Genomic DNA, 26,739 nt, shown 5'->3' on the forward strand with positions numbered 1-26,739 from the left:
GGTTCGTGGGTCAGTCGGCGGCGCGCAGCGCGTAGCGCTCGGCCAGGGCGACCAGCGTGCGGGTGGTCGCGCCGGTTCCGCCCTTCGGCGTGTAACCGTACGGCTCCATCTTGTTGAAGGCGGGGCCGGCCATGTCGATGTGCGCCCAGCGGACGCCGTCCGGGACGAACTCGCGCAGGAAGATGCCCGCCGCGAGCATCCCGCCCCACCGGTCGGGGTTGAGGTTGGCGATGTCGGCGACAGGTGAGTCGAGACCCTTGCGCAGCTCGGCGGGGAGCGGCATGCCCCACGCGCCCTCGCCCTGGGCGACGGAGACCTCGACGACCTCGTCGCGGAGCGCGTCGTCGTTCGCCATCACGCCGCTGGTGCGCCATCCGAGCGAGACGATCTGCGCGCCGGTGAGGGTGGCGACGTCGACGATCAGGTCGGGGTTGTCCTGCGCGGCGCGGGCGATGCCGTCGACCAGTACGAGCCGGCCCTCGGCGTCGGTGTTGAGCACCTCGACGGTCTTGCCGCTGAAGGTGTGCAGCACGTCGGAGGGGCGCATCGCGGTGCCGGACGGCATGTTCTCGGCGAGGCACAGGTAGCCGACGGCGTTGATCGGGACGCCGAGCCTGGCGATGGTGATCAGCGCGCCCAGGACGGCGCCCGCGCCGCCCATGTCGGACTTCATCCAGTCCATCGAGTTGGCGGGCTTGAGCGACAGGCCGCCGGAGTCGAAGGTGATGCCCTTGCCCACGAAGGCGATGGTGCGCGCGGCATCCGGGTGGGTGTGGGCGAGACGGACCAGCCGGGGCGGGTTGACCGAGCCCTGGCCGACGCCGGTGATGCCGCCGAATCCGCCCTCCTTGAGCGCGGTCTCGTCGAGCACCTCGACGGTCAGGCCCGCCTTGGTGGCGACGTCTTCGGCGATGTCGGCGAACTTGGCCGGCCACAGGTCCGACGGCGGCATGTTGACGAGGTCGCGCACCAGGGCGACCGCGTCGGCGACGGTGGACGCCCGCTCGGCGGCGGCGTCCGCGCCCTCGGCGCCGGACAGCACGGAGATCTCGGCTACCGGATCCTTGCGCTCGCCCGTGCGATAGCGGGTGAAATCGTAGGCGCCGAGCAGCGCGCCGAGCGTGACGGCTTCCACCTGCTCGGCGGTCGAGGCGGGGAGGGTGAAGGCGGCGGAGGCCGTGCCGGCGAGGGCGCGGGCGGCGGCGCCGGCCGCGCGGCGGAGCGACTCCAGGTCATATCCGCCTTCGGGGCGGTCGCCGAGGCCGACGGCGAGGATGAGCGGCGCGGGAACGGCGCCGAGACTGGGGATCTTGGCGATCTCCTCGGATTTTCCGGTGAACCCGACCGCGCCGAGCGCCGTGGCGAGGGACGCTCCCAGGGTCGAGTCGAGGTCGTCGGCGCCTGGGGCGACCTGTGGGCCGCCGGGCGAGGCATGGAAGCCGACTACGAGAGCACCGGTCTCGATGGAGACCGTGTCAGATGCGAGAACGCGCACTGTGGTCACGTGAGCCGATGCTAGCTCTGCTTTGAGCGTACGCATAAACGAGGGTTCGTCCTACCAATGATGGGAGCGAATGGTGCTGATGGCGACGGCACCATTCGGTGGAATTTGGTGCTAATGTCGCTAGCACCATGTTGTTGAAGCTTGATCTTAACGATCCGCGGCCGCTCCACGAGCAGGTCGCCGACGCCATCCGGCGCGCGGTCGTCCAGGGCGACGTCGCGCCGGGTGACCGGTTGCCCCCGGCGCGCGATCTCGCCGACGCCCTGGGCGTCAACGCCAACACGGTCCTGCGGTCGCTGCGCGACCTGAGGGACGAGGGGCTGCTGGAGTTCCGTCGCGGCCGGGGCGTCTCGGTCCTGCGCCGGCCCGACCCCCGCGAGGCGCTCAGGTCCCTGGCGCGCGACCTGCTCGACGAGGCCGGCCGGTACGGCTACGGCCCCCACGACGTCATCGAACTGATCAAGGAAATGTCATGAACGACTCGTCCGCACGCGACGCGGCCTTCCGCCGGCGGTTCCTCCTGGCGACCGGCGCGTGGGCCGTTCTCGTCGCCGCCGTGCTGGTCGCCGTGCCGCTCATGTTCGAGAGCCGCCTGCCCGACCCGCTGGCCACACACTGGGGGCCGTCCGGAGAGCCCAACGGTTCGATGCCGTTCGCCGTGTTCGCCCTCGCCGCACTGCTGTGGGTTCTCGTCGCGGGCGTGGTCCTGGGTGCGGCGGCCGCCGGACGCGTCGCGATGAGGCGGGCGGCGCGCCGGTGGACCACCGCCCCGCTCGGCTGGACCGGCGCACTCCTGATCGGCCTGCAGGCCACCACCGTCGCCGCCAACCTGGACCGGCGGCGCTGGGAGGACGCGGCGTCGCTCGGCTGGCAGGCCGTCGTCGTGATCGTCGCGGCGTTCGCGGTCGGCGGGCTCGGCTGGCTGGCGGGCCGTCCCGGTCCCGACGAGCGGCCGGTCGCGGCCGGATCCGCTCCGGAGGCCCTCGTGCTCAACCAGGGGGAGCGGCCCGTGTGGGTCTCCGCCGCGGCCTCTCCCGTGGGCGCGGGCGTGGCCCTCGTGGCCCTCGCCGCCGCCGCGTCGCTCGGCGTCTGCGCGTTCCTCGGCCTCCCGCCCGAGCTGTGGATCGGGGCGGCGGTGTTCGCGATCGCCGGGCTGGCCGGTCTCTGGCTCACCTCGATCAGGGTGAAGGTGAGCCCCGAAGCCTTCACCGTGTCGTACGGCCCGCTGCGGTGGCCGTCGAGGTCGGTGCCGATCGGCAGCCTCGACCGGGCCTGGACGGAGGAGCGCCACCCGGCCGACGTGGGCGGCTGGGGATACCGGGGGCTGCCCGGCCGGAACACGATCATGATCCGCGGTGGGGAGTGCCTCGTCGTCCGCTACACCTCCGGCGGGGAGCTCGGGATCAGCGTCGACGACGCCACCCGGGGCGCCGCACTGATCAACGCTCTCGTCTCCGAGAAGCACTGAGGAGTCCGTCCGATGCGCCGTGTCAACGATCTCGCCGTGTTCCTCGCCGTTGCCTTCGGAGGCGCGTGGCTGGTGGCGCTGCCGCTGTGGCTGGGCGGATCCGGCCTCGCCACGCCGGCCCTGATGCCCGTCGCGACCGCGATGATGTTCACCCCCTCCCTCGGTGTGCTCGCCGTGTGGCTGATCTGCCGTCGCGGGACGCCGTTCCGCGAGTGGGCCGGCCGTACCGGCCTGGGATTGGGACCGGCCCGCGGCCGGACCTTCAAGGTCCTCGCCGCGACCTGGGTGGGGACGCCGCTGGTCGTGCTGGCCGCGCTGGCCGTGAGCGCCCTGGTCGGCGCGGTCCGCCTCGACCTCGGCGGGCTCAGCCTCTTCCGGGCCGGGCTGGAGGCGGCCGGCGGGGCGCCGCTCCCGCCCGAGACGCTGGCCGTGGCCCAGCTCGTCTCGGCGGTCGTCGTCGCGCCGCTGCTGAACGCGATCCCGTCGCTCGGCGAGGAGTGGGGGTGGCGCGGGTACCTCCTGCCGCGGCTCCTCGGCGGAGCCGCCCTCGACGCCGCGCCGCGGCCGACCCGGATCGTGTGGCGCGCCATGCTCGTCTCCGGCGTGATCTGGGGGCTCTGGCACGCGCCGCTGACACTGCTCGGGTACAACTACCCGGATCTCGGGCCCTGGGCCGCGCTGATGTTCGTGGGCGCCTGCGTCCTGCTCGGCGCGATCTTCGGCTGGGTGCGTCTGCGCACCGGCAGCGTGTGGCCCGCGGTGGTGGGACACGGCGCCTTCAACGCCTCGGCCGGACTGATCCTGCTCGTCGGCGACGCGGCCTACCCGCCCAACCTCGCGCTCGCGGGCGCCACCGGTGTCGTCGGCTGGGCCGTTCTCGCCGTCGTCGTGGCCGTCCTGCGCTCGCCGTACCGGTCGCGCGGGCAGGCCGCCGGGGACGCCGGGTCGCCGGTCTCCGGCTGACCCGGCGCGTACGGGGGCAGGGCGGCCCGGGGGCGGCTGCCGTGGGCCTCAAAGGAGGAAAGCGCAGACCAGCAGCGTCGTGGTGGTCGCGCACTCGACCAGTGCGCCGAGCACGTCCCCGGTGATCCCGCCGAGCCTGCGCACCGCCCGCCGCCGCAGCAGCGCCGCGGCGCCGAGACCGGCCAGCACGCTCAGAGGGAACGTCATCGGACCCCACCAGACCGACGACCGCAACGGTGTCTCGTCCACCGGTGACACGGCATAGGGGGCGATGTCGTAGGAGTAACTCTCGTACGAGTACGGGGCCTCGGCCGGTTGGTCATCCGGTGGATGCACCGCACTGACGCCTGGACTCGGCGGGACGGTGAGGTGAGGCTGGAGCGCCGACCCGAGCGCGGGCAGCAGGACGGCCGCGCAGATGAGCACGGCGGCCGTCACGGCGAGGGCGGGACCACGCCGCACGGTGCCCGCGACGAAGGCGCCCAAGCCTCCGGGACGGGCCGCCGGGACCCCGTCCCGGCACGACCAGGTGATCGCGAGCCGCCCCGCCGCGCAGGCCGCGATCAGCGCGGGCGGTCCGAGGCCTTCCAGCCGGGTCAGCGCGGCCACCTGGGCGAGCAGCGTGAACACGAGCGTGACCACGCCGAACGGCCCGATGTCGGAACGCTTCATGATGTCCAGTGCCTGACCGGCGGGCTTTCCGCTGCCCAGGCCGTCTGCCAGGTCCGCGAGGCCGTCGAGATGCAGGCACCGGGTGAGCCAGGCGAGCGTTCCGACCGCCAGCACCGAGGCGAGCAGCGCGGAGCCGCTCAGCCAGATCGCCGCGCCCGACACCGCGGCGGCGGTCGCCCCGAGGAGCACCCCGGCGAACGGCGCGAGGACCATCCCGCGCCCGGCGATCCGGCGGTTCACCTCGAAGGCGCGGACGGGGAAGACGGTCAGCGTTCCCAGCGTGAACAGCCACGCCTCCGCGGCCCCGGCGGTCTCTCGCTCTGGCGTTCCCGGCACAGACCGTGATCGTAGCCGCGGGCCGGAGCCCGGTACATCCCGCCCCGGCCCGCGCGGGAACCCGGGCCGTTCGGCCGCCTGGCCCGCGGGACCGCAGGCGGGCGGGCCGGGGCGGGGCTCAGACGGGGAGGGAGAGCACGCGACCGGCCACGACCAGGGCGACGTCCTCGGACTCGCGGGCGAGGCGCTGGTTCAGGCGGCCGAGCGTGTCCCGGAAGAGGCGGCCGCTCGCGGTGGCCGGGATCACGCCGAGCCCCACTTCGTCGCTCACGGCCACCACCCGGGCCGCCGTCGTCGCTCGCCACGCCTCGGCCAGCTCGTCGCATCGCAGGGCCACCCGGTCGAGCGGTGACGGCCCCGCCACGGCCCGGCCGGTGTCGGGCGCGGAGAGGTCCGTCTTCTGCTCGGTCTCCTCCGGTACGGCGCTCCGCATGTGCGTGTCGTCCTGCCCGTACCCGGGCCAGGCGCCGCATTCGTCGAAGACGGCGGCGATCCAGGTGCCGAGACCGTCGATGAGCAGGGTCCCCGAGGACGTACGGAGCAGCTCGGCGAGGTCGGTCGTCTCCACCGTGCCCCAGTGCGCCGCCCGGCGGTCGCGATGCGCCTGCACACGGGCGAGCCAGGAGGGATCGTCGCCGCCGGATGGGCCGGTCGCGACATAAGTGACATGAGGCTCCGCCGCGAGGCGCAGCTCGGCCTCCTCGGACTTGCCGGAGCGGGTGCCGCCGAGCAGCAGCGTGCGCCGCGGCGCCATACGCGTGGGGAGCGGCCGGTCCCGCGTGTCCACCACGGTGCCGTCGGGCACGGCCTCCACTCCCCAGAACGCGAGCCTGCGGGCCAGCTCTCCCTCCGAGGGGACCCGATGGTCGAGACCGACGGCGACGACGCGGGTCCGGGGCGTCACCAGACCGCGCCGCCGCAGGCCGCCGAGACGCTCGGGACGGTCGAGCGGGTCGATGAGCACGACGTCGTACGGCCTCGGCGGCGGCTCCTCCTCGTGGGATTCCGGCGGCGGAGAGGCGGTCGCGGTCAGGCCGGACCCGGCGTGGAGCAGCCGCCCCCCATCGGGACCGGTCACCGCGAGGCCGTCCAGGGTGCGCGCCACCAGGTGGCCCTCCGGCCACGAAAGCGGGTCTCCGGCGGCGGGGGCGCCGCCGGGCGCGAGCCGCGTCCGGCCGTCGACGACGATCGACAGCGGGCGGCGCAGGGTGGCCGCCCGCCCGCAGGAGGCGCATCCGCAGCCGGGGGAGGGCCACCCCTCGGGTCCGGCTGTGCCCTCCAGAACGATCCGCATTCCGCCCCTCCCGCCGCGCGATCCCGTCCACCGGTTCCGCACGCGGCCCGGTTCTCGGGACGTCATCTTTCCGTGGCGCGTGTTCCCGTCCGATGCCGGGCCTTCCGGGCCCGGCATTCGATCGGAGGCTCGGGGCGTACTGGAAAGACCGGCGCTCCGGGCGGTTGTATGGTCGGCGGGACCTGCTCGGAGTCGCGGACCGCCGGATCGCGGCCGGGCGGGCGTCGGCCGCACCGGAAGGGGAGCGTGAGTCATGACGTGGCGATGGCGGTACGAGGACGCGAACGGCGGAGAGGTGACCAGCCGGGAGCTGCCGAGGGAGATCTTCACCAGCCAGGCCGACGCCGAGTCCTGGCTCGGGGAGAACTGGCGCGAGCTGCTGGAGTCCGGTGTCGAGCAGGTGTCCCTGCTCGACGAGGACCGGGTCGAGTACAGCGGGATGTCGCTGCGCGCGGAGTGACGCGCCGTCCACATCGGCGTGCCGCCCACAGCGACGTGCGGGCGGCCGGGCCGGGCGGATCGACGGGGCCCGGGTGGAACGCCGACCGCGCCGCCCGCCCGTCGCGGGGGTGCTCGGTCGGCGGCCGCGTCCGCTCGCCGCTGAGGTGATCAGTCAGGGCGGCCCTCGGTGAGGCCCACCGGTGGGCCGACCCGGCTGGCATAACGGATAGCGAGATGATGTCTCTATTGACGGAACTATCTGTGCCGGTTTAGCGTGGCGGAAAGTCGACCACCGCAGGAGAGCGCCATGATCCACGTAGCCGTACCCGGCTTCGCGGCGACCCTGTCCGGCTGGGAGGACCCGATGAGAGTGAGCCCGCCGCGGAAGGGCATGCGCCCCGGCACCGCCGCGGGAGCTCCGCAGACTCCTTTCTGACCCCTCCATCGGAGGTGAGCGGCGCCGCATCGGGCGGTCCCGCGGCGTCGTCCGCCGTCCTCGCCTGTCCGGACCTTCGCATCCCGGCCGTGACGGCCCTTCCGAGCTGTCATCGCCTTCTGAGACGCGACCCCCAAGTACTCGGAGTGCATCATCATGACCACAGAAGTCTCCCTGTCCCCGATCTCCGGTCCCTCCGCATGGCGCGGCGACGAGCTGGCCGGCTCCACCGAATGGATCTACGTTCTCGGCGACGCCGAGCGCGCGGAGCTGGAGGAGGTCGGCCGCAGGTTCGTCGCCGACGACCCCGACCTGCGCACCGTGGTCGCCGACGACTACCCGCTGGACGCCGCCCGCGGCCTGATCGACGAGTGCGCCCGGCAGATGGACGCCGGGCGCGGCTTCGTACTGGTGCGCGGCCTGCGCACGGAGGAGTACGGCGACGCCCTCGCCGGCGCGATCTTCTTCGTGATGGGCCTGCACCTCGGCACGCCGATGGAGCAGAACCAGCTCGGCGACGTGCTCGACCACGTCATCGCCACGTCGAACAAGACGCTGGACGACCCCGGCGCGCTGCCGTCGCGGGTGCGCGACCGGCTGCCGTTCCACTCCGACAGCTCCGACGTCGTGGCGCTGATGTGCCTGCGCGCGTCGAAGGAGGGCGGCGCCAGCAGCCTGGTGAGCGGCACCGCGATCTACAACGAGATCCTGCGCCGGCGGCCCGAGCTCGCCCCGCTGCTGTTCGAGCCCTGGCACTGGGACTGGCGCGGCCAGGACCCGGACGCGCCCGCCGACACCTACGTGTCGCCGATCTGCAGCTACGTGGACGGCATCTTCAGCACGTACGCGGGCAGCTCGATGATCTTCTCGGCGCAGAAGTACGACGGCGTGCCCCCGCTGACCGAGGCCCAGGTCGAGCTGCTGCACCTCTACGACGAGATCAGCCAGGAGCAGGGGCTCGCGCTGGACATGAACTTCCAGCCGGGCGACGTGCAGTGGCTGCTGAACTACGCCGCCCTGCACTCGCGCACCGGGTACGTGGACTGGCCGGAGCCCGAGCGCCGCCGCCATCTGCTCCGCCTGTGGCTCAAGCGCGACGTGGGCCGCCCGCTCGTGGACGGCTTCGGCAAGAACGTCGTCAAGGAGCGCGGCGCCGAGGAGCAGAAGCCGGTCGAGGGCGGCGCCTTCCGCATCGCCGCGGCGGTCGTCCCGAACCAGGACTGGGGCAACTGACCTCGAACGGCACGGCCTGACGCCGGAACACGACGATGCCCTGGGGATCCGGTCCCCAGGGCATCGTCCGTTCGCGGGTACCCGTTCGCCGGTACCCGTTCGTCTGTTACGGCGCCGGGTCGGCGAGCTGGCGCCGCACCTCGCCGCTGTCCCAGTAGTCCGTACGGTGCGTGATCAGGCTGTGCGCGCCGACCCGGAAGCGGAACACGCCGCGCACCTCGACCGGCTTTCCCCCCGCGGAGAGCAGCCGGAACGACATGCGGTAGGCGAGCGCGGCGCGGCCGTCCTCCACGATCAGGTCCTCGATCGCGTAGTGAAGGTCGGCGAAGTCGGCCAGGAAGCCGGTGAGGTTGGCCCGGTAGCCGTCCCGCCCGGTGACGCTCCGGCCGAGCGGGGAGGTGTGCTCGTTGACGAAGTCCGGACTCACGCAGGCCGCGATCGCGTCGGCGTCGTGCGCGTTGAGCGCGTCGACGTACCGCGCGACCGCGGCCCGGGTGAGCTCGGCGCTCAGGAGGGGTTCGCCCACAGCTTGCGCACCGTGTCGAACACCTGCTGGTTGTGCGAGATCTCGATGACGTTGCCGTCCGGGTCCTTCAGGGCGCAGATGTAGCCGACCGGGTCGGGCATGTCCCGGGGCTCCCAGTGCAGGCAGCCCAGCTCGCGCGCCCGCTCGGCGATGGCGTCCACGTCACCGCGCTCGGGCACCTCGATGCCGATGTGCGCGAACGGCGTGAGCAGGCCGAGCTGCCCGCCCTTGTCCTTGTTGAACGAGACCAGCACCAGCACCATCGGCGTCTCGACCTGCTTGTCGTTGGACAGCCAGGCGCTCTCGCCGGCGTCGTCCCGGAAGCGCTCCACGACGACCAGCGGCGTCAGCGAGGTGTAGAAGTCGATGGCCTTGTCGAGGTCGCCGGTCGGCAGCGCGACGTGCGTCCAGCGTGCCTGGGTCAGACCGCTCATGGTTCTCCTCCGATTTCGAGTGATCAATCAAGGGATGGACGTGTGGATCAGGTCAGGTCGAGCCCCGTACGAAGGGCTGCCCGAGAGACTTCGGTTCGCGGTTCCTGGTCGTGAAGACCAGCATCGCGACCAGCGCCAGCAGGTACGGCGCGACCACCAGGAGCTGCGAGTTCATGGTCAGGCCCAGCGCCGGCAGCGCCAGGCGCATGGCGTCGGCGAGCCCGAACAGCACGCAGCCGAGCAGGGTGCGGCCCAGCCGCCACGCGCCGAAGATCACCGCCGCGATGACGATGTACCCGCGCCCGGCCGTCATGTTCTGGTTGAACGAGCCGACCTCGCCCACCGCCAGGTAGGCGCCGCCGAGCCCGGCCAGCGCCCCGCACCACAGCAGCGCCTGGCGGCGGCGCAGGTTGACGCGGATGCCGGTGACGTCGGCCGCCTGCGGCTGCTCGCCGACGGCCCGCAGTTCGAGGCCCCACCTGCTGCGCTCCACCAGCCACCAGGTCAGCGGGACGACGAGGAGCAGCAGATAGACCGGCCAGCGTTCGACGAACAGCGGGTGGCCGATCAGGGGGATGTCCCGCAGCCAGGGGACGCTCACCTGCGACACCTGGTGGGAGTCGAAGGAGCTGATCGTGATCAGGTAGCTGGTCAGGCCGAGCACGAGGGCGTTGAGCACCAGGCCGACCACGAACGTGTTGACCTCCAGGCGGTGGGCCAGGTTGCCGTGCACGAGCCCGATCAGCAGGCCGATCAGCACGCCCGCCACCAGGCCGGCGGTGGCGCTGCCGGTCGCCGAGGCGGTGGCCACCGAGCCGAAGGCCGCGCCGAGCATCATCGCCTCAAGGGAGATGTTCATCGTCCCGGCCCGCTCGGCCAGGTACTCGCCGCACGCGGCGAACGCCAGCGGCACGGTGAGCCTGATCCCGCTGGACAGGATCGTCGAGATGTTGTCGGCTGCGCTCACGCGATGGCCTCCTCTGCGACGGGCGCGGCTTCCTGGCGGGCTCCCGCCGTGCGGCCTCCGGAACGGCGCCGCCTGGCCAGGGCGACGACCACGGGCGGCGCGACGAAGGCGAGCACCAGCAGCGCCTTGACCACGTCGACCAGGAACGACGGCACCCCGGTCGCGGCCAGGAAGCCGCCTCCGGAGCGCAGTACGCCGAACAGCAGCGCGACCGGCATGGCGGCCAGCGGCCGGTTGCGCGCGACCAGGGCGACCAGCAGGCCGTCCCAGCCGATGTTCATGGCCATGCCCGGCTGGAGCCGGTTGACGCCGACCGGGCTGGCCAGCAGCACCGCCCCGGCCAGGCCGGCCAGCGCGCCGGAGATCGCCAGGGCCGCGCCGCCCAACGCGTTGACGCGTACGCCCGCGTGCTTGGCGGCGAGGGGGTTGCGGCCGAGCATCGTCAGCCGGAAGCCCCAGGGAGTGCGCGTGATGGCCACCGCGATGACCACGGCGGCGGCCACCGCGAGGATCAGGCCGCCGTTGATCTGCAGGCCGGGATACTCGCCGAACGAGCCCAGCAGGCCGGACGGCGGCAGCGGGTTCGACTGCGGGGAGACCGGCGCGTTGCCGACCCGGGACTCCTGCAGCAGCCACGGCATGTTCACCGCGTACGCGACGACCTGCTGGGCGACGAACGTCATCAGCATGGTGCTGACGACGACGTTGACCCCGCGCAGCCGGTGCATCAGCGAGCTGAGACCGGCCCACGCGCCCGCCGCCAGCGCGGCGGCCAGCAGCATGATCACGATCAGCACGGGTCCGTTGATCGCGAGGCGCAGGCCGACCCAGGCGGCGGCGAGCGCGCCGATGAGCACCTGGCCCTCCTGGCCGATGTTGAACGACCCGGAGCGGGCGCTGACACACGCGCCGACCGCGACGAGCAGCAGCGGCGCCGCGTAGAGCAGCGTCGAACTCCACGCCGTCCAGTCGGCCATGCTGCCCTGGAAGAGGGCCTGGACGGACGCCGACGGCGAGCCGCCGGTGAGCGTGATGAGGGCCGAGGAGAGGGCCAGCGCCACCACCACGCCGACCGCGGTGGCCACCGGGGTCGGCCAGCCGTACGGGCGCGGGGTCAGCAGGCCGAGCAGGCGGCGGCCGGTCCCCGGCGGGGCGCCGGTAGAGGGGGCGGTCACGCGGCCACCCCTCCCACCAGCATGCCGAGCCGTTCGGCGGTGGCCTCGGCGGCGGGCAGGACGCCGGTGATCCGGCCCGAGCAGATGACCGCGATGCGGGACGCCAGAGCCATGACCTCCTCCAGTTCGGTGGATATCAGCAACACCGCCACGCCTCCTGACGCCGCGTCCCGGAGCCGCCGGTACATGTCCTCGATCGCGCCGACGTCGAGCCCGTGGGTGGGCTGCGCGGCGACGAGCACGCCGGGCCCGGCCGACAGCTCGCGGGCGAGGACGACGCGCTGCTGGTTGCCGCCGGAGAGACTCCGTACCGGGGCGTCCAGGGACGGGGCGACGATGTTGAACTCGGCCGCCAGGCGGCGGGCGACGGCGTGCATCTTCCGGCGGCTGACGAAGCCGCGCCCGCTGACGTCGCCGATGGACTTCATCACCAGGTTCTCGGCGACGCTCATGTCCAGGACGACGCCGGAGCTGTGCCGGTCCTCGGGGATGATGCCGAGCCCGGCCCGGTGCAGCGCCCCCGGGCGCTCCAGCTCCACCGGCCGCCCGGCCAGCTCGACCGCGCCGGAGGAGGGGAGGATCAGGCCGGAGAGCAGGTCGCCGAGCGTGGACTGGCCGTTGCCCTCGACGCCGTACAGGCCGACGATCTCGCCGGGGGCGACGTCCAGGCTCAGGTCGGACAGGACGGTCACGCCGTCGATCACGACCGTCAGGTCGCGCAGCCGCAGGGCAGGCGCGGTCCCGGTCGTCGCGGGGGCCGCGTCCGAGGACGCGGCCGCGGATTCGGCCGGGGTCTCCGGCGGGGGTTCGGCCGGGGGTTCCCCGGACGGCACGGGGCCGTCCACCGGCAGCATGCCGAGCGCCGCCCCCTCCGCGCGCAGCGAGACGTCCCGCCCGACCATCTGGCGGGCCAGCTCCGGCGGCGTGGTCTCGGAGGTGGCGCTGTGGAAGACCACCTTCCCCTTGCGCAGCACCGTCACCTGGTCGGTGGCCGCGGTGATCTCCGCCAGCTTGTGGCTGATCAGGATCACCGCGCGGTTCTCGGCGCGTACGACGTGGCGCAGGACGGTGAACAGCTCCGCCGACTCGGCCTGGGTCAGCACCGAGGTCGGCTCGTCGAGGATGAGAACGGACGGGTCCCGGCGCAGGCACTTGATCAGCTCGACCCGCTGCCGCTCCCCGGCGGAGAGCCGCTCGACGCGGGCCGTCGGGTCGATCGGCAGGCCGTACCTGCGGGACACCTCCTCCACCTGGCGGCACGCCGCCGCGCGGTCGATCCGCCCGGTGTCGCCGAGGATGACGTTCTCCCAGACGGTCAGCGCGTCGATCAGGCTGAAGTGCTGGTGCACCATGCCGATGCCCAGCGCCACGGCGTCCTGCGGGTCGTGCACGTCCACGGGCGTGTCGCCGCGCATGATCGTCCCGGAGTCGCGCTGGACCAGCCCGAGAAGGATCTTCATCAGCGTCGACTTGCCCGCGCCGTTCTCTCCGAGCAGCCCGTGGATCTCGCCGCGGTTGACGTCGAGATCCACGTTGTCGGCGGCGACGACCGGGCCGTAGCGCTTGCTGATGCCCCGCAGCCGCAGAGCGGGTGTCGATGGCGGGGTCAGCTCCCTCGCCCGCTCGTCAACTGTCGTCATGTCAGGATCCGAGCCTCTTGACCTCGGCCGCCGGGTCGAACTTCTTGGCGCCGACGTCCGCCATGAACGCGTCGAGCTTCTTCTTGACCTCCGGCTTGTCGTCGCACAGCCGCACCGTCGGGTACGGGTCGACGCCGAGCTGCCAGACCTTCTTGACGCCCATCTGCAGCTTGCCCTCGGCGAAGCTCTCCAGGGCGGAGGCGAAGTAGTCGCCGGGGCTGAACATCACCGAGACGTCGAACTTCGGCTTGGTGGAGGCGCACTGGTCGGTGCCCGGCGTGAGGGTGTACACGCCGGCCGAGTTGGCCAGCTCGGTGGCGGCGTTCGTGGCGCCGCCGAGGTAGGGGTACACCACCTTGACGCCCTGGCTGATCTGCGCCTGCATCGCCTCCTTGGCCTTCGCCGAGTCGTTGAGGTCGCCGGTGAAGGTGGTCACCACGGTCGCGTCGGGCAGCACCAGGCGGATGCCCGCCCGGTACGCCCTGACGGCGGACTGGGTGAAGTCCACCTCGGGGCCGGTGATGAACCCGGCCTTCTTGTCGCCGCGCTCCTCAAGCAGCAGCCCGGCGGCGTACCCGGCGGCCAGCAGGCTCTGGTTCGCGTCGTCCACCGAGAGCATGATCTTGGGGGTCTGCGGGATGTTGTCGGAGGACGGCACGTACCACGCCGTGTTGCCGCAGACCGGCTCCTCGGACGCGGGGATCGCGTCCCGCAGCTCCGAGGCGCCCAGCGCGATCAGGTCCACCTTCTGCTGGCAGAGCGCACGCGCGGCGTTGAGCGCGTCGCTGGTGTTGACGCTGCCCCGCTTGATCAGCGTCCAGCCCTGGGACGTGGCGAACTTCTCCGCCGTGTCCACGAAGCTCTGGTAGTAGCCGCCGTCGTTGATGTCGCCGGGGCTGAGCACCCCGATGACGACCTTGCCGTCGCCGTTGACGTCCGGCTGGCCGGCCTGGCCGCCGGCGTCGGCGGTGCTGTCGCCGGCCGCGGCCGGAGCCTTGACCGCGGTCGCGTCGTTGCTCGCGCAACCGGTCAGGGCGATCGCGCCGAAGCAGGCGATCATCGCACCGGCGGCCGTGCCCGCGCGGTAGTTTCCGGCCATAACGATCCTCTCGATCTTCTGGGGGCTCGATCTTCTGGAGTTCGCGGTGGATTGTCGGATGGTGTGGGTCCCGGGCGGTGACCAGCGGGGGAGTTCTGAGGGGCGCTGGGATTCGCGGGCCGGGACGGGGTCAGGAGGGTCTTCGGGCGTACGAGCCGGCCGGGACGACCGGCCAGCGGTGCGGGACGTCGAGGCCGGCCCGGCGCAGCAGCCCGGCCGACCGTTCGGCGGCCTCCCGGCGCAGCGCGTCCGCGTCGAGGGTGGTCAGCCGGCGGTCGCGTACGACGACCTTGCCGTCCACCAGCACGTCGCGGACCGTGTGGGCGGGCGCGCCCCACACCAGGTGCGTGGCCAGGTCGCCCCGGGGCGTCCAGGACAGGTCCCGGGTGTCCATGACCACCAGGTCGGCGGCCTTGCCCACCTCGACGGAGCCGACGAGCTCGCCGAGGCCGGCCGCCCGCGCGCCGTCGATCGTCGCCAGGGCGAAGACCTGGTCGGCGCGCAGGACCGGCGTCTCGTCCCGGTCACGTTCGAGCGCGGCGAGCAGCCGCGCCGCGCCCAGCACGTCGGGCGCGTCGCCCGCGTTGTGCGAGTCGCAGCCGAGGGCGAGCCTGCCGCCCCGGCGGACCAGCTCGGCGTGCCGCCCGGCCCGGCCGTACCCCTGCCCGAGCCGCAGGTACGCCCCGGGACACGAGGCCACCGCCGTGCCCGACTCGATGACGGCGTCGACCTCCGCGTCGTCCAGCCAGACGGCGTGGGCGAGCAGCAGCCGGGGGCCGAGCACGCCGAGCCGCCGGAAGTGCAGCACGGGCGCGGTGCCCGCCCGCTCCGCGTACGCGCGGGTGTCGGCGGCGCTGGGGGAGACGTGCCAGGTCAGGCCCACGTCGAGCCGCTCGGCCAGCTCGGCGGCGCCGGTGAACAGCTCGTCACTGGCGAGGTCGTGCCCGACGAGGGTGACCCAGCCGGTGACGGTGCCGCCCGGGGGCAGCGCGCGTACGGTCTCCTCCTGGAGGGCCAGGGTCTCGGCCGCGGGCAGGGCGTGGGCGGCGCCCGGCACGTCCCAGCCCCACCGGCCGACCCGGGCGCGGATCCCGGCCGAGGCGAGGCCGGCCGCCACCCGCAGCGGGTGGGCGACGGTGCCCGGCTCAAGGAGCGTGGTGACGCCGCGCAGCAGCGACTCGGCCGCCGTGAGCGCCGCCGACAGCTCGTCGTCGTCGCCGGTGACCTGGTCGTGCAGCGGAACGATCCAGTCGAAGATCGCCTCCTGGGAGGAGATGTCGTCCGGGATCATGCTCCGCACGAGGGGGTCGGCGGTGGTGTGCTGGTGCGCGTTGACCAGGCCGGGGATCACCACGCACTCGCGGGCGTCCAGCTCGGGGCTGGCGGGGAAGCGGGCCCGCAGCTCGCCGGGAGTGCCGATCGCGGCGATCCGCCCGTCCGCGACGGCGATCGCGGCGCCGGTGACCACCTCGCGTCCGGGCGCCATCGTGACCACGTCGCCGCCCACGACCAGCAGGTCCGCGGGCGCGTCGGCCGGCGTCGTCATGGCCGCACCAGGACCCGGCCGACCAGCGCCCGGGAGTTGTCGAGGCCGAAGGTGGCGTGCAGGTCTTCCAGCCCGCACTCGGCGGCCGTGACGGTGCGCAGGCCGCCGGAGAAGTACGTCTGGAGCATCAGGCCGAAGTCGTCCGCGGTGTAGGCGCCGGAGCCGAGCAGCCGCAGGCCGCGGTGGTAGACGCTCGCCAGCGAGAACGACACCTCGTCCCCGGTGGTGTTGCCGAACATCACTATCCGCCCGCCGATCCGCAGGCAATCGAGCGAGCGCTGCCAGGTGGCGGCGCCCACGTGGTCGAGGACCACGTCCGCGCCGCGCCCGTCGGTGAAGTCGCGTACCGGCGCGGCGATCGGGGCGTCGCCGCGCAGCAGCAGGTCGGCGCCGAGACCGGCGGCCACGGCGAGCTTCTCGTCGGTGCTGGCCACCGCGACGACGCGGGCTCCGGCCCGCTTGGCGAGCTGGATGGCGGCGATGCTGACCGAGCTGGCCGCCGCCTGGACGACCACGCAGTCGCCCGCGCCGACCTCGCCCACGCGGTACGTCGCCTGCCAGGCGGTGCTCCACGGGGTGGGCAGCGCGGCGGCCTCGTCGAGGGGGACGCGGTCGGGCACCGGGTAGGCCAGGTCGGCCGGGACGGCGACGAACTCGGCGTACCCTCCCGGCACGTTGCCGCCGATGACCCGCAGCGCGGCGCAGTGTCCCCGCTCACCGGCGGCGCAGGACGGGCAGCAGCCGCAGCCGACGGTGGGGTCGATCACCACCCGGTCGCCGACGGACCGGGACGTGACGGCCGCGCCGGTCGCCACCACCCGCCCGGCGATGTCCATGCCGGCGATGTGCGGCAGGCTGAAGCCCGGGAGCATCCCCGGACCACGCCGCTGCAGCAGGTCCAGGCGGTTGAGCGCGCAGGCGGCCACCTCGACCACCACGTCGCGCGGGCCGGGCTCGGGGTCCGGGACCCGCTGGACGGCCACCGCCTCGGGGCCTCCGAAGGCCGTCTGGACCAGTGCTCGCACGCTACCCTCCGACGGTTCGCGAATGTGGATGCCATCTCGCATTGTGATTCGGTGGCTCGCAATGCGACGTACTCTGCTACCGCGCCGGTAGCGTGTCAATGCCTCCGCGGGATCTCGCGGCGCGCGTCATGCGCTTGTTATCCGGCGCTTCCGGGCGCGGATACACGCATGTCGGAGCGGGTCCGCGCGGATTACACAGTGACACCGCCCCGGACCCGCGCCCGCCGCCGTCAGCGGTCGAGCAGGCGGATCGCGACCGCCTTCTCCTGCGTGTACTCCCGCATCGCGCCGTGGCCGCCGCCCCGGCTGAAGCCGCTGTCCTTCTGCATGTTGAACGGGAAGCCGATGACCCCGGCGTCGGCGAACTGGTTCACCGACACCTGGCCCGAGCGAACCTCGCCCGCCAGCCGCAGCGCGCGCGACACGTCGTTCGTCCAGACGCACGCCAGCAGGCCGAAGTCGGTGTCGTTCATCATCTCGACGGCCTGCGCGGTGCCCGAGAACGCCTGGACGGCGAGCACGGGGCCGAAGACCTCCTCCCGGTACAGCCGGGAGCCCGGATCGACGTCGTCGAACACGGTGGGCTCGACGAACCAGCCGTCCGGCCGCCCCCCGGCCCGCTCTCTGGCCCACTCTCTGGCAGGGCCGCCGCCGGTCACCAGGCGGGCGCCCTGCCGCGGGGCCTCCTCCAGGAATCCGAGCACGCGGCGGTACTGCGCCGCGCTGATCAGCGGGCCCATGTCCAGGTCCGCGTCCCAGGGGCCGAGCCGTACGGCCCGCATGGCGGCGGCGATCCGCTCGACGACCTCGTCCTTGACCGACGCCTCGACCAGCAGCCGGGACCCGGCGTAGCAGTTCTGCCCGGCGTTCTCGGTGATGGAGCCGACGATCGCGGGGATCGCCACGTCCATGTCCGCGTCCGCGAAGAGCACGTTGGGCGACTTGCCGCCCAGCTCCAGCTTGACCGGCACCAGGTTCTCCGCGGCGGCGCGCATGATGGCGCGGCCGGTGGTGGTCGAGCCGACGAAGCTGATGTGGTTCACCCCGGGGTGCGAGGTGAGCGCGGCGCCGGCCTCGGCCCCCTCGCCGGTCAGGACGTTCAGCACGCCCGGGGGGAACCCGGCGCGCCGGGCCAGCTCGGCCAGGGCGAGCGGCGCGAGCGGCGCCACCTCGGACGGCTTGAGCACCACGGTGTTGCCCGCCGCCAGCGCCGGCGCCACGTTGGCCGCGGTGAGCACGGAGGGAACGTTCCACGGGATCACCACGGCGCACACGCCGTAGGGCTCCTGCACGGTGTAGCCGAGGTAGCCGGGGGAGCGGGTGGGCAGGGTGACCCCGGTGAGCTTGTCGGCCGCACCGGCGAAGTAGTCGACGATGCTCTGCGCGATGTAGCCGTTCATCCGGCCGCCGGACAGCGGCTTGCCGACGTCGCGGGCCTCGTGGGCGGCCAGTTCCTCGACGTGCCGCCCGATGAGCTCGGCCCAGCGGCGCAGCAGCGCGCCGCGCTCGGACGGCGAGGTGGCGGCCCAGCCGGGGAACGCCCGGCGGGCGGCGGCCACGGCGTCGTCGACGTCCGCGCGTCCGGCGCGGGCCACCGCCTGGATCGTCTGTCCGGTCGCGGGATCCGTGACGGGAAGCTCGCCCTTGTCGCGGGCGGGCGCCCACTCGCCGTCGATCAGCTGCTGGGCGGGAGGGATCAGGAGTTCGGCCATGCACGGAATCCTTGACCCCCAATATTCTGCATGTCAAGATGCCATCTCGTTTTATGAAAAGCTCTGAGGAGGCTCCGTGCGCATCACCGCAGCGGTTCTGGAGACGGCGGGAGGCCCCTTCGCCCTCCGTGACGTGGATCTCGGCGAGCCCCGCCCCGACGAGGTGCTCGTCCGGCTCGGCGGCACCGGCATCTGCGGCACCGACCTGGAGTTCGCCACCTTCTTCCCCACCCCGGCCGTGCTCGGTCACGAGGGTGCGGGCGTGGTCGAACGGGTGGGCGCGCAGGTCACCTCCGTGGCCCCGGGAGACCGCGTGGCGATGAGCTTCACCTCCTGCGGGCGCTGCCCGACCTGCCGGACCGGCTCGCCCGCGTACTGCCACGCCTTCGACGCGGTCAACTTCAGCGGCCGGCGCCCCGACGGCTCCTCCGCGCTGTCCCTCGACGGTGCCGAGATCAACGGGCACTTCCTCGGCCAGTCGTCCTTCGCGACGCACGCCGTGGTGCCGGAGCGCGCGGTCGTCCCCGTCGGCGACGCGGTCGACCTGACCGTCGCCGGCCCGTTCGGCTGCGGCTTCCAGACGGGAGCGGGCGGCGTGTTCAACGTGCTGCGCCCCGAGGCCGGCTCGTCCATCGCGGTCTTCGGCGCGGGCGCGGTCGGCGTCGCCGCGATCATCGCGGCCGCCGTGAGCGGCTGCGGCGTCGTCGCGGCGGTCGACGTGAACGCGGCCAAGCTGGAGGCGGCCCGCTCCTACGGCGCCACGCACGTCGTGAACTCGGCCGCGACGGGCGCCGCCGCAGCGCTCCGCGAGATCGCGCCGCACGGCTTCGACCACGTCATCGACACCACGGGTCGGCAGGACGTCCTGCGTACGGCGGTCGAGGCGCTCGGGCCGCTCGGCCGATGCGGCGTGATCGGCGTCGGACCGAGCCCCGAGATGAGCTTCGACTGGCGCAGCGTGCTCAACGGCCGGACCATCACCGGGATCATCGCCGGGAGCAGCGTCCCGCAGGTCTTCCTGCCGAAGCTGCTCGACCTGCACGCCGCGGGCCGCTTCCCGGTGGACCGGATGATGACGGCGTTCCCGTTCGAGAAGATCAACGAGGCCGTCGCCGCCGTGCGGGCGGGCGAGGTCGCCAAGGCCGTCCTGACGTTCTGACGTCCCGGCCGCCCCTCCCGGGGCCGGCCGGCGCGAATCCTTCCCGAGTCTCGTTTTTCGTGACCTGTCGCGAAAAACGAGACATTGTCTCGCGTTGTGAGCGCCGTTAGACTCTCGGGACCACAGACACCCAGTGGCGCGGCTGGGAAACACCGCGCGTCGTCCATGTATGTGGGGCCTGTGCATCATGACCCGACAGGTTGACTTCGACCACCACTCCGCCCTCTGTACGGAGAACCCGGTCGCCTACTACGAGTCCTTCCGCGAAGCGTGCCCGGTCGGCCGTACGGCGGCCCACGGCGGCTACGTCTACACGACCCGCTACGCCGACGTGGTTCGCGTGGCCCGCGACGACGGGACCTTCTCCTCCTCACGCGCCGCCGCCGGCCCGGACCGCGTCGCGATCGTGATCCCGAGCGGACCCGGCCTGGAGCAGTACCCGATCGAGCTGGATCCGCCGGAGTCCACGCGGTACCGCGACCTCATCAACCCGCTGCTCACCCCCGACGCGGTCGAGCGGCTCCGGCCGATGATCGCCCGGCACGCGACCCGGATCGTGGACGAGTTCGTCGAGCTGGGCTCGGCCGACTTCGTCCGCGACCTGACCAACCCGCTGCCCGCCGCGGTCACCCTCGACTGGCTCGGCTTCCCCGAGGAGGACTGGGCCCCGCTGGCCGGTCCCATCCACGACATCTTCGCCGCGCCCGCCGACAGCGAGCGGGCCCGTCGCGGCGCCGAGGGCCTCGCCCACATGGAGCGCCGCATCCGCGAGCTGGTACGGCTCCGCCGCGAGAAGCCGGCCGGCGACGCGGTGAGCCACCTCGTCGCGCAGCGCCGCCCGGACGGGGAGCCGTTCGGCGAGGACGAGCTCGTCTCCGTGATCGGCCTGCTCGTCGCCGGCGGCGTGGACACCACCACGTCGCTGACCGGTTCCGTCCTCGTGCACCTCAGCCGGAACCCCGACCAGCGCCGCCGGCTCATCGAGTCGCCCGACCTGCTGGAGACGGCCACCGAGGAGTTCCTCCGCGCGTTCGCCCCCTCCCAGTCGATGGCGCGTACGGCCCTGACCGACGCCGAGATCGGCGGCTGCCCGGTGCGTTCCGGCGAGCGGGTGCTGATCCCGTGGGTGGCGGCCAACCACGACCCGGCCGTCTTCCCCGAGCCGGAGGAGATCCGGCTGGACCGGGACGCCACCCGCCACCTCAGCTTCGGCATCGGCACGCACCGCTGCGCCGGCGCCCACCTGGCCCGCGCCATGTTCCGGGAGATGGTCACCCAGGTCCTCACCCGGCTGCCCGACTTCACGGTCCTGGAAGAGGGCCTGGTCGCCTACCCCACCCGGGGCAACCAGTCCGGCTGGGACGCCATCCCCGCCGTCTTCACGCCCGGCGCCCGCCTGGGTACGCCGTCCTCCGGGGTCGCGTCGGCGGCCTTCCAGCAGGCGACGCCGTTCGATGTCGTCGTCACGGCGGCGGACACCGTCGCCGACGGGGTGCTGTCGCTGACGCTGGCCGCGCCGGACGGGGCGGAGCTACCCGCGTGGGCGCCCGGCGCGCACCTGGAGTTCCGCCTCCCCTCGGGCCGCATCCGGCAGTACTCCCTCTGCGGCGACCCGGACGACCGCGCCACCTATCGCGTGGCCGTCCTCCGGGAGGACACCGGGCGCGGCGGCTCGGCCGAGCTGCACGACCTCGCCGCGGCGGGTGTGACCCTCACGGTGAAGGGGCCGCGCAACCACTTCCCGCTCGTGCCCGCCGAGGACTACCTGTTCCTCGCCGGGGGCATCGGCGTCACCCCGATCCTCGCCATGGTCCGGGCCGCCGCCCGCGACGGGGCCGCCCTGCGCGCCGTCTACGGCGGCCGGTCCCGCTCGTCCATGGCGTTCCGGGACGAGCTGGTGGAGCACGCGGGGGAGCGCGTCACGCTGCTGCCGCAGGACGAGCGCGGGCTGCCCGACCTCGGCGCGATCCTCTCCTCGGCCGGGCCGGGCACCGCGATCTACTGCTGCGGCCCCGCCGGGATGATCGAGGCGGTCGAGCGCGCCTGCGCCGGCCGCGGCCTCGCCGACCGGCTGCACATCGAGCGGTTCGCGGCCGGCGACGACCTGGAGGCGGCGTTCGATCCGGCCGCCAACACCGCGTTCGACGTCCATCTCGCGCGTACCGGCCGCACGGTGCGGGTCAGGGAGGACCAGCGCCTCATCGAGGCGGTGCGCGAGGCCGTCCCCGGCCTCTCCTACGACTGCGAGAAGGGGTACTGCGGGGCCTGCGAGACGCGGGTCCTCGCCGGCACCCCGGAGCACCGGGACTCGCTGCTCACGCCCGAGGAGCGGGAGTCCGGCCGGACCATGATGATCTGCGTCGGCCGGGCAGCTTCGCCGAAGCTCGTCCTGGACCTGTGACGGCCGGAGATCATGTTCCGGGCCGGCGGCCCGCCGCCGGGCTTCTCCCCGTCGAAGTACGGGGAGAAGCTCGTGGTCGGGGCCTGTGCGGAGTGCCTTGACCAGCCGCGACTCGCAGGCACTCGCCGAGACCGCCTTCGCTCAGACCGTGAGATCGAGGTTCTCCGCGTAGAACTCCACCGCTGGCTCGTATCCCCCGACCTGCCTGGTCTCGGCAATGATCTTCAGCAGGTCTTGTACGGCCTCACGGTGCCTGCCAAGGTTGTGCAGCGCCATCGCGCGGAACGTACGTAGGCCCGGATCGCCAGGGAACTCCGCAAGCCCCTTGTCAAAAGCCGCCAACGCGTCCTCATAACGGCCGCACACGCGCAGGGTGCTGCCGTAGCCGGTCCACGTGCCGAGCCGATCGCTCGCGCCCACCGCCAGCGCCTTCTCGTAGTACGGCAGCGCCTCGTGCTCGTTGCCCAGCGCGTCATTGGTGTAGGCGATCTGCCGCAGCACCTCGGGATCGCTCTGGTCCTGAGTCCGCAGATCGGCCAATTTCTCCCGGAGTTCCGCATCAGTCATGGAGATCAGTATGCCCACGCCCTCAATGGGCGCCGCGCCTTGCCCGAGGGGTGTCCGACGGTCCTTCCGCTGCCGGACCCAGAGCCCCGGACCGCCGGCGACGGTGTCGCGGACGCCGGCGGTGACACCGTTCAGGTAGCCGAGACGACGCTCACGCCGTGCCGTCCGGGTGGTGGTTCTCCCGCCCGAGTTCCGCGGTGATCTCGTCGGTGACGCGCTTGAGCGCCTCGGCGGCGGGGGAGCCGCTGCCCGGCGGCACCGAGTCCGTGGTCGCCACGACGGCCATCGTCGCGACCGGGATCCGGTCCCGGAAGACCGGGGCGGCGATGGTGCGCACGCCGTTCACCGATGGTGTGTTGGCCGAGATCCTCTCCTCGCGGATCCGCTCCAGCTCCTGCCGCAGCTCCGGGGACGCCGCCAGCTCCTCGGCCAGCCCCGGCACCTCGCCCTCCGGCAGGAACGCGCAGAAGACCCGGCCCTGGGCCGACTCGGTCCGTGACAGCCGGGTCCCGGTGCGCACGCTGACCCGGATGACGCGGTCGGTGTTGTCGTCCACCCGCACCACGACCGCGCTGTCGCCGTCCCAGACGCTCAGCACCACGGTCTCGTCGATCTCGCGCACCAGCCGCTGCATGTACGGCCCGGCGATGCCGATGACCGGCATCCCGGCCCGCGCGGCGGCCGACAGCGTCAGGATCTGCGGGCCGAGGGAGTAGAGCGCCTCGCGGTCGTCGTAGCGCAGCAGGTTGCTCTCGCGCAGCGCCTTCGTGTACCGATGCGCGGTCGCCTTGCTGGTGCCCAGGCTGGCGGTCAGCTCGTTGAGGCTGAGCTGCGGACGGCTGACCGTGAACGCGCTGAGGATCATGGCCGCGCGCTGGACGGTCTGGATCGCCGGGGCCGCCCGCTCGGCCCCTGCGCCGGGAACGGCAGGCGTGGTCTCGTCACCCATATGGCTTCCTTTGTGTCGGGGTGGTGGCCCGGGGGCACGCTCGTGTTCCATGTTCCGAGACATCGTCTTGGCATCGGAGATGTGTTCCACGGGATGGAGCGGAGCTGTCCGGCGACGACGATCTTCTCAGGAGTGAGGCGCTTCGATGACTGATTCGCCGTAAACGGCATGCCGCACGACGATCTCGCTATAAATCCGGGCGAATCGCAGCAAAGTGTCCAACTCGATGGCATCTCTCCGCGGGTCCGCCGGATCGGCGCGTACGGCGGGGCCGACCCGCACAGTGGGTACGCCGTGGCCGCGCAGCACCACGCCGTCGGTCGAGCCCTTCCAGCCCGAGATGGGCGGGGGCGCGGCCCCGTGCTCGCGGGTCCACGCGGCGGCGGCGTGCCGTACGACGGGCGCGTCCGGCGGCGTCGCGCCCGAGGGATGGGCCGTCCGGGCCGCCACGGACAGCGCGCAACCCTCCAGTGGGCCGCCGCGCAGGCCGGTCTCCAGTGCGGCCCGGATGTCGGCGGCGATTTGCGCGACGTCGTCCCCAGGCACGGTGACCAGATAGAGGTGCAGCTCGACGACGCCGGGCAGCAGATCCGGCTTGGCCGCCAGGCCGCCGCGCACCGCGCCGATCCCGGCCTCCGCCGCGATCTGACCGCCGACTCCGGCGCGGGCGGCGACGTGCCGTTCCCGCCACCGCTCCAGGACGCCGATCACCTCGCCGAGGTGCGCGATCAGCCCGCCGGCCGGCGGCGCGGCGTCCCTGGCGAGCACCGGACGGTACCCGGTGCCCAGCCGCACCCGGACGAAGGCCGCCCCCGGCTCCTCGTACAAGATCCCGGGCGGGCCGCACTTGGCCACGACGGCGGCGTCCGGACGCGGGCCGGAGCGGAGGTACTCCTCGACGCCGACCGGCGCGGCCGACTCTGGGGTGGCCGCGAACGGGGAGGCGTGCGTGCCACCGCCGGCCAGCAGCAGCGTGAGCCGGTGGGGGACGCCCGCGTTCCGCAGCGCCGTCACGGCGGCCGCGTACCCGGCCAGCGCGGCGGCGGCGGGGGCCCGTGCCACGCCGAGGCCGAACCCGGCGAGCGTGCCCGACTCGCGGTCCACGGTCAGCGGGGCCGGGGCGGTGCCGACCCCCGTGGTCCATCGGTCCCGCTCCGGATCGCCGGGCAGGGACGTGTCCAGGTGGGAGTAGAGGAGCAGTTCCCCGCCGCCTGGCGCGCCGCGGAGAGCGCGGGCCCCGGGGACGTCCCGGGGCCGGTCGGCATCTTCCTGGGCCGATGTGGCCACGAGGTTGGCGCCCGCGGCCCCGATCGCGTCGCGACGCCACGAGATCTGGGGCCACCGCGTCCGCGCCCACTCCGCGAGCCGATCGGCGGCGGCGCGTTCGGCTCCGCGCGGGCTCGGGCCGGCGGCGAGCAGCCGCACCGCCTCGACGATCCGCTCGCCGTCGATCGCGCCGTGCGCGGCGCTCCGCAGGCCTTCCAGGGGGTCGGTCGTCACGGGCTCTCCAGAGTTCCGCTCGGGCTCCGCGATGGGGCGGGCGGCCCGCATCACACTGATGGTAACTCAATCCAAGATGGCATCTCGTATCTTGACAACGTTCTCGGCCGGAACCTACTGTTCCCTCACGTCGGTGGAGAGGCCGATTCCGCAGGCCAACCGGATTCCCACGGCTCCCGCCGCTCCCGGCCCGCCCTTCTGGTGGCGGGCCTCCGGCCAACGGCTCGCGCGTCCCCCCGTTCCCGCGCGGGCGCCCATCCCAGGAGGACTGATGGCCTACGTCGTGACCGACGCGTGCGTGGACGTACAGGACCAATCGTGCGTCGAGGAGTGCCCGGTCGACTGCATCTACGAGGGAGACCGGATGATGTACATCCATCCGGACGAGTGCGTGGACTGCGGCCGATGCGAACCGGTCTGCCCGGTGACGTCGATCTACCACCACGAGGACCTACCGCCGAACCTGGCCGGATTCGCCCAGATCAACACCGAGTTCTTCGCCGGCCTCGGCTCCCCCGGGGGCGCGCGCAAGGTCGGCCGGACCGGGGCCGACCATCCCGCCGTCTCCGGGGACGCGTCGTGACCGCCGCCTCCGACGCGTACGGCTTCGGCGATCCGGCGGAGAACGGCGGGCCGCGCCCGCTTCACGAGGTGGACCTGGTCATCGTCGGCGCCGGCCCCGCCGGGCTGTACGGCGCCTACTACGCCGGGTTCCGCGGCATGTCCGTCGCCGTGATCGACTCCCTGCCGGAGCCCGGCGGCCAGGTGGCCGCGCTGTACCCGGAGAAGGACATCTTCGACATCGCCGGCTATCCGGTCGTGAAGGGACAGGATCTGGTCGACGCCCTGGTCACCCAGGCGAGCCAGGCCGAGCCGCTCTACCTGCTGGGGGAGAGCGCCCTGGAACTGCGGCACGACGCCGACGCGGTCGAGGTCGTCACCGACGCGGGCACCCGGGTACGGGCCAAGGCGCTGCTCCTCACCGGCGGCATCGGCACCTTCACGCCCAGGGAGCTGCCCGTGGGCGGCGAGTACCTCGGGCGCGGCCTGCGCTACTTCGTCCGGAAGCTCGACGAGCTGGCCGGGCAGGACGTGGTGGTGGTCGGCGGCGGCGACTCGGCCGTCGACTGGGCGCTCGCCCTGGAGCCGATCGCCCGCTCGCTCACGCTGGTCCACCGCCGGGACGCCTTCCGCGCCCACGAGCACAGCGTCGCCCGGCTGCGCGCGTCCTCCGTACGGGTGCTCACGCCGTTCGAGGTGGCCGACATCACCGGCGACGGCGCGATCGGCGAGGTGGCCGTCGAGCGGGTCCGCGGCGACGAGCGGATCACCCTGCCCGCGCAGACCGTCGTGGCCGCGCTCGGCTTCATCGCCGACCTCGGCCCGGTTCAGAAGTGGGGCCTCGACCTGCGCAAGCGGCACGTCCTGGTCGACCGGTCCATGCGGACCAACCTGGAACGGGTCTTCGCCGCCGGCGACATCAGCGACTACGACGGGAAGGTCCGGCTGATCTCCGTCGGGTTCGGAGAGGCCGCCGCGGCGGTCAACAACCTGGCGCCGCTCGTCAACCCGGCGTTCAGCACGGTTCCGGGGCATTCGTCGGACGCTGTGTGAATGTCGCGTTGATTCCGAGGTTGAACGTCAAGTGGCATGCGTTCCGGCGCGTCCCTGGATAGAGTCCCATCCGACGTA

At 73.1% G+C, this 26,739-nt stretch carries 25 protein-coding genes; 10 read left to right on the forward strand and 15 right to left on the reverse strand.

Annotation, left to right across the window (positions count from 1 at the left end; all coding sequences use genetic code 11):
* Positions 1-10: 10 nt before the first annotated feature.
* A complete protein-coding gene (locus tag AWQ71_RS06145) occupies positions 11-1,540 on the reverse strand; it encodes a leucyl aminopeptidase (RefSeq protein ID WP_067128047.1) in 1,530 nt (509 codons plus the stop codon).
* Between the two features lie 92 nt (positions 1,541-1,632).
* Here AWQ71_RS06145 and AWQ71_RS06150 point away from each other — a divergent pair, with 92 nt between their 5' ends.
* The 3 genes from AWQ71_RS06150 to AWQ71_RS06160 are packed head-to-tail and all read left to right on the forward strand — an operon-like array spanning position 1,633 to position 3,935.
* The gene (locus AWQ71_RS06150) at positions 1,633-1,980 is read left to right on the forward strand and encodes a GntR family transcriptional regulator (RefSeq protein ID WP_067128050.1); all 348 of its coding nucleotides are present in this window, start codon (positions 1,633-1,635) and stop codon (positions 1,978-1,980) included.
* On the forward strand, positions 1,977-2,972 hold the full coding sequence (locus AWQ71_RS06155) for a DUF1648 domain-containing protein (protein WP_084258623.1): 996 nt from the start codon (positions 1,977-1,979) through the stop codon (positions 2,970-2,972). Before AWQ71_RS06150 ends, AWQ71_RS06155 begins: the two co-directional genes overlap by 4 nt.
* 12 nt (positions 2,973-2,984) lie before the next feature.
* The gene (locus tag AWQ71_RS06160) at positions 2,985-3,935 is read left to right on the forward strand and encodes a CPBP family intramembrane glutamic endopeptidase (RefSeq protein ID WP_067128053.1); all 951 of its coding nucleotides are present in this window, start codon (positions 2,985-2,987) and stop codon (positions 3,933-3,935) included.
* A gap of 48 nt (positions 3,936-3,983) precedes the next feature.
* Here the strand turns inward: AWQ71_RS06160 and AWQ71_RS39905 are convergent, their stop codons facing one another.
* The gene (locus AWQ71_RS39905) at positions 3,984-4,943 is read right to left on the reverse strand and encodes an adenosylcobinamide-GDP ribazoletransferase (protein WP_245658135.1); all 960 of its coding nucleotides are present in this window, start codon (positions 4,941-4,943) and stop codon (positions 3,984-3,986) included.
* A gap of 118 nt (positions 4,944-5,061) precedes the next feature.
* Complete coding sequence (locus tag AWQ71_RS06170; protein WP_157570212.1) at positions 5,062-6,237, reverse strand: bifunctional adenosylcobinamide kinase/adenosylcobinamide-phosphate guanylyltransferase; 1,176 nt, start codon at positions 6,235-6,237, stop codon at positions 5,062-5,064.
* A gap of 253 nt (positions 6,238-6,490) precedes the next feature.
* Between AWQ71_RS06170 and AWQ71_RS06175 the strand changes: the two genes are divergently transcribed.
* From AWQ71_RS06175 to AWQ71_RS06180, 3 genes are all read left to right on the forward strand, one after another.
* Positions 6,491-6,697: a hypothetical protein gene (locus AWQ71_RS06175; RefSeq protein ID WP_067128056.1), complete on the forward strand. Its 207-nt coding sequence runs from the start codon at positions 6,491-6,493 to the stop codon at positions 6,695-6,697.
* Between the two features lie 288 nt (positions 6,698-6,985).
* Positions 6,986-7,114, forward strand: coding sequence for a hypothetical protein (locus AWQ71_RS44295; RefSeq protein ID WP_281195495.1), 129 nt, complete (start codon positions 6,986-6,988; stop codon positions 7,112-7,114).
* Between the two features lie 156 nt (positions 7,115-7,270).
* A complete protein-coding gene (locus AWQ71_RS06180) occupies positions 7,271-8,347 on the forward strand; it encodes a TauD/TfdA family dioxygenase (protein ID WP_067128059.1) in 1,077 nt (358 codons plus the stop codon).
* A gap of 106 nt (positions 8,348-8,453) precedes the next feature.
* Here the strand turns inward: AWQ71_RS06180 and AWQ71_RS06185 are convergent, their stop codons facing one another.
* From AWQ71_RS06185 to AWQ71_RS06225, 9 genes are all read right to left on the reverse strand, one after another.
* Positions 8,454-8,873 (reverse strand): ester cyclase, encoded by a 420-nt coding sequence (locus tag AWQ71_RS06185; protein ID WP_245658136.1) that lies wholly within the window; start codon positions 8,871-8,873, stop codon positions 8,454-8,456.
* Positions 8,855-9,307, reverse strand: a complete 453-nt coding sequence (locus tag AWQ71_RS06190) for a VOC family protein (protein ID WP_067128062.1) — start codon at positions 9,305-9,307, stop codon at positions 8,855-8,857. The genes AWQ71_RS06185 and AWQ71_RS06190 overlap by 19 nt, the downstream gene beginning before the upstream one ends.
* Before the next feature lie 52 nt (positions 9,308-9,359).
* Positions 9,360-10,274 (reverse strand): ABC transporter permease, encoded by a 915-nt coding sequence (locus AWQ71_RS06195; protein ID WP_067128065.1) that lies wholly within the window; start codon positions 10,272-10,274, stop codon positions 9,360-9,362.
* Positions 10,271-11,449 carry an ABC transporter permease gene (locus AWQ71_RS06200; RefSeq protein WP_218001686.1) on the reverse strand — a complete coding sequence of 393 codons (1,179 nt, stop codon included), beginning with the start codon at positions 11,447-11,449 and terminating at the stop codon, positions 10,271-10,273. Before AWQ71_RS06200 ends, AWQ71_RS06195 begins: the two co-directional genes overlap by 4 nt.
* Positions 11,446-13,089, reverse strand: coding sequence for an ABC transporter ATP-binding protein (locus AWQ71_RS06205; RefSeq protein WP_067128068.1), 1,644 nt, complete (start codon positions 13,087-13,089; stop codon positions 11,446-11,448). Before AWQ71_RS06205 ends, AWQ71_RS06200 begins: the two co-directional genes overlap by 4 nt.
* Before the next feature lies 1 nt (position 13,090).
* On the reverse strand, positions 13,091-14,188 hold the full coding sequence (locus AWQ71_RS06210; protein ID WP_218001687.1) for a BMP family ABC transporter substrate-binding protein: 1,098 nt from the start codon (positions 14,186-14,188) through the stop codon (positions 13,091-13,093).
* A 130-nt stretch (positions 14,189-14,318) separates the two neighbouring features.
* Positions 14,319-15,734 (reverse strand): amidohydrolase family protein, encoded by a 1,416-nt coding sequence (locus AWQ71_RS06215; protein ID WP_067128071.1) that lies wholly within the window; start codon positions 15,732-15,734, stop codon positions 14,319-14,321.
* Complete coding sequence (locus AWQ71_RS06220) at positions 15,731-16,759, reverse strand: zinc-binding dehydrogenase (RefSeq protein ID WP_067128073.1); 1,029 nt, start codon at positions 16,757-16,759, stop codon at positions 15,731-15,733. The genes AWQ71_RS06215 and AWQ71_RS06220 overlap by 4 nt, the downstream gene beginning before the upstream one ends.
* A gap of 230 nt (positions 16,760-16,989) precedes the next feature.
* On the reverse strand, positions 16,990-18,471 hold the full coding sequence (locus tag AWQ71_RS06225; protein ID WP_067128076.1) for an aldehyde dehydrogenase family protein: 1,482 nt from the start codon (positions 18,469-18,471) through the stop codon (positions 16,990-16,992).
* 76 nt (positions 18,472-18,547) lie between these two features.
* Here AWQ71_RS06225 and AWQ71_RS06230 point away from each other — a divergent pair, with 76 nt between their 5' ends.
* Positions 18,548-19,630: an NAD(P)-dependent alcohol dehydrogenase gene (locus AWQ71_RS06230; RefSeq protein ID WP_067128079.1), complete on the forward strand. Its 1,083-nt coding sequence runs from the start codon at positions 18,548-18,550 to the stop codon at positions 19,628-19,630.
* A gap of 187 nt (positions 19,631-19,817) precedes the next feature.
* Positions 19,818-22,031: a cytochrome P450/oxidoreductase gene (locus AWQ71_RS06235; protein ID WP_169806518.1), complete on the forward strand. Its 2,214-nt coding sequence runs from the start codon at positions 19,818-19,820 to the stop codon at positions 22,029-22,031.
* A 141-nt stretch (positions 22,032-22,172) separates the two neighbouring features.
* Here the strand turns inward: AWQ71_RS06235 and AWQ71_RS06240 are convergent, their stop codons facing one another.
* From AWQ71_RS06240 to AWQ71_RS06250, 3 genes are all read right to left on the reverse strand, one after another.
* A complete protein-coding gene (locus AWQ71_RS06240; RefSeq protein WP_067128908.1) occupies positions 22,173-22,598 on the reverse strand; it encodes a tetratricopeptide repeat protein in 426 nt (141 codons plus the stop codon).
* Between the two features lie 151 nt (positions 22,599-22,749).
* On the reverse strand, positions 22,750-23,547 hold the full coding sequence (locus tag AWQ71_RS06245) for an IclR family transcriptional regulator (RefSeq protein ID WP_067128084.1): 798 nt from the start codon (positions 23,545-23,547) through the stop codon (positions 22,750-22,752).
* Positions 23,548-23,673: 126 nt separating this feature from the next.
* Positions 23,674-25,047 carry a hypothetical protein gene (locus tag AWQ71_RS06250; protein ID WP_157570214.1) on the reverse strand — a complete coding sequence of 458 codons (1,374 nt, stop codon included), beginning with the start codon at positions 25,045-25,047 and terminating at the stop codon, positions 23,674-23,676.
* Positions 25,048-25,318: 271 nt separating this feature from the next.
* Between AWQ71_RS06250 and fdxA the strand changes: the two genes are divergently transcribed.
* Positions 25,319-25,630, forward strand: coding sequence for a ferredoxin (gene fdxA / locus AWQ71_RS06255; RefSeq protein ID WP_067128091.1), 312 nt, complete (start codon positions 25,319-25,321; stop codon positions 25,628-25,630).
* Positions 25,627-26,661 carry an NAD(P)/FAD-dependent oxidoreductase gene (locus tag AWQ71_RS06260; RefSeq protein ID WP_218001688.1) on the forward strand — a complete coding sequence of 345 codons (1,035 nt, stop codon included), beginning with the start codon at positions 25,627-25,629 and terminating at the stop codon, positions 26,659-26,661. The genes fdxA and AWQ71_RS06260 overlap by 4 nt, the downstream gene beginning before the upstream one ends.
* Positions 26,662-26,739: the final 78 nt, after the last annotated feature.

Origin of the sequence: Microtetraspora malaysiensis, assembly GCF_001528665.1 — a bacterium.
In the GTDB taxonomy this organism is placed as follows: Bacteria; Actinomycetota; Actinomycetes; order Streptosporangiales; family Streptosporangiaceae; genus Microtetraspora_A; species Microtetraspora_A malaysiensis.

Bases quoted from the DNA above. Each gene is read 5' to 3' on its own strand.
- AWQ71_RS06225 (WP_067128076.1), bottom strand. From the start codon at position 18,471: ATGGCCGAACTCCTGATCCCTCCCGCCCAGCAGCTGATCGACGGCGAG.
- AWQ71_RS06180 (WP_067128059.1), top strand. From the start codon at position 7,271: ATGACCACAGAAGTCTCCCTGTCCCCGATCTCCGGTCCCTCCGCATGG.
- AWQ71_RS06170 (WP_157570212.1), bottom strand. From the start codon at position 6,237: ATGCGGATCGTTCTGGAGGGCACAGCCGGACCCGAGGGGTGGCCCTCC.
- AWQ71_RS06175 (WP_067128056.1), top strand. From the start codon at position 6,491: ATGACGTGGCGATGGCGGTACGAGGACGCGAACGGCGGAGAGGTGACC.
- AWQ71_RS06235 (WP_169806518.1), top strand. From the start codon at position 19,818: ATGACCCGACAGGTTGACTTCGACCACCACTCCGCCCTCTGTACGGAG.
- AWQ71_RS06240 (WP_067128908.1), bottom strand. From the start codon at position 22,598: ATGACTGATGCGGAACTCCGGGAGAAATTGGCCGATCTGCGGACTCAG.
- AWQ71_RS06145 (WP_067128047.1), bottom strand. From the start codon at position 1,540: ATGCGTACGCTCAAAGCAGAGCTAGCATCGGCTCACGTGACCACAGTG.
- AWQ71_RS06160 (WP_067128053.1), top strand. From the start codon at position 2,985: ATGCGCCGTGTCAACGATCTCGCCGTGTTCCTCGCCGTTGCCTTCGGA.
- AWQ71_RS06215 (WP_067128071.1), bottom strand. From the start codon at position 15,734: ATGACGACGCCGGCCGACGCGCCCGCGGACCTGCTGGTCGTGGGCGGC.
- AWQ71_RS06245 (WP_067128084.1), bottom strand. From the start codon at position 23,547: ATGGGTGACGAGACCACGCCTGCCGTTCCCGGCGCAGGGGCCGAGCGG.
- AWQ71_RS06190 (WP_067128062.1), bottom strand. From the start codon at position 9,307: ATGAGCGGTCTGACCCAGGCACGCTGGACGCACGTCGCGCTGCCGACC.
- AWQ71_RS06155 (WP_084258623.1), top strand. From the start codon at position 1,977: ATGAACGACTCGTCCGCACGCGACGCGGCCTTCCGCCGGCGGTTCCTC.
- AWQ71_RS06150 (WP_067128050.1), top strand. From the start codon at position 1,633: ATGTTGTTGAAGCTTGATCTTAACGATCCGCGGCCGCTCCACGAGCAG.
- AWQ71_RS06210 (WP_218001687.1), bottom strand. From the start codon at position 14,188: ATGGCCGGAAACTACCGCGCGGGCACGGCCGCCGGTGCGATGATCGCC.
- AWQ71_RS44295 (WP_281195495.1), top strand. From the start codon at position 6,986: ATGATCCACGTAGCCGTACCCGGCTTCGCGGCGACCCTGTCCGGCTGG.
- fdxA (WP_067128091.1), top strand. From the start codon at position 25,319: ATGGCCTACGTCGTGACCGACGCGTGCGTGGACGTACAGGACCAATCG.
- AWQ71_RS06205 (WP_067128068.1), bottom strand. From the start codon at position 13,089: ATGACGACAGTTGACGAGCGGGCGAGGGAGCTGACCCCGCCATCGACA.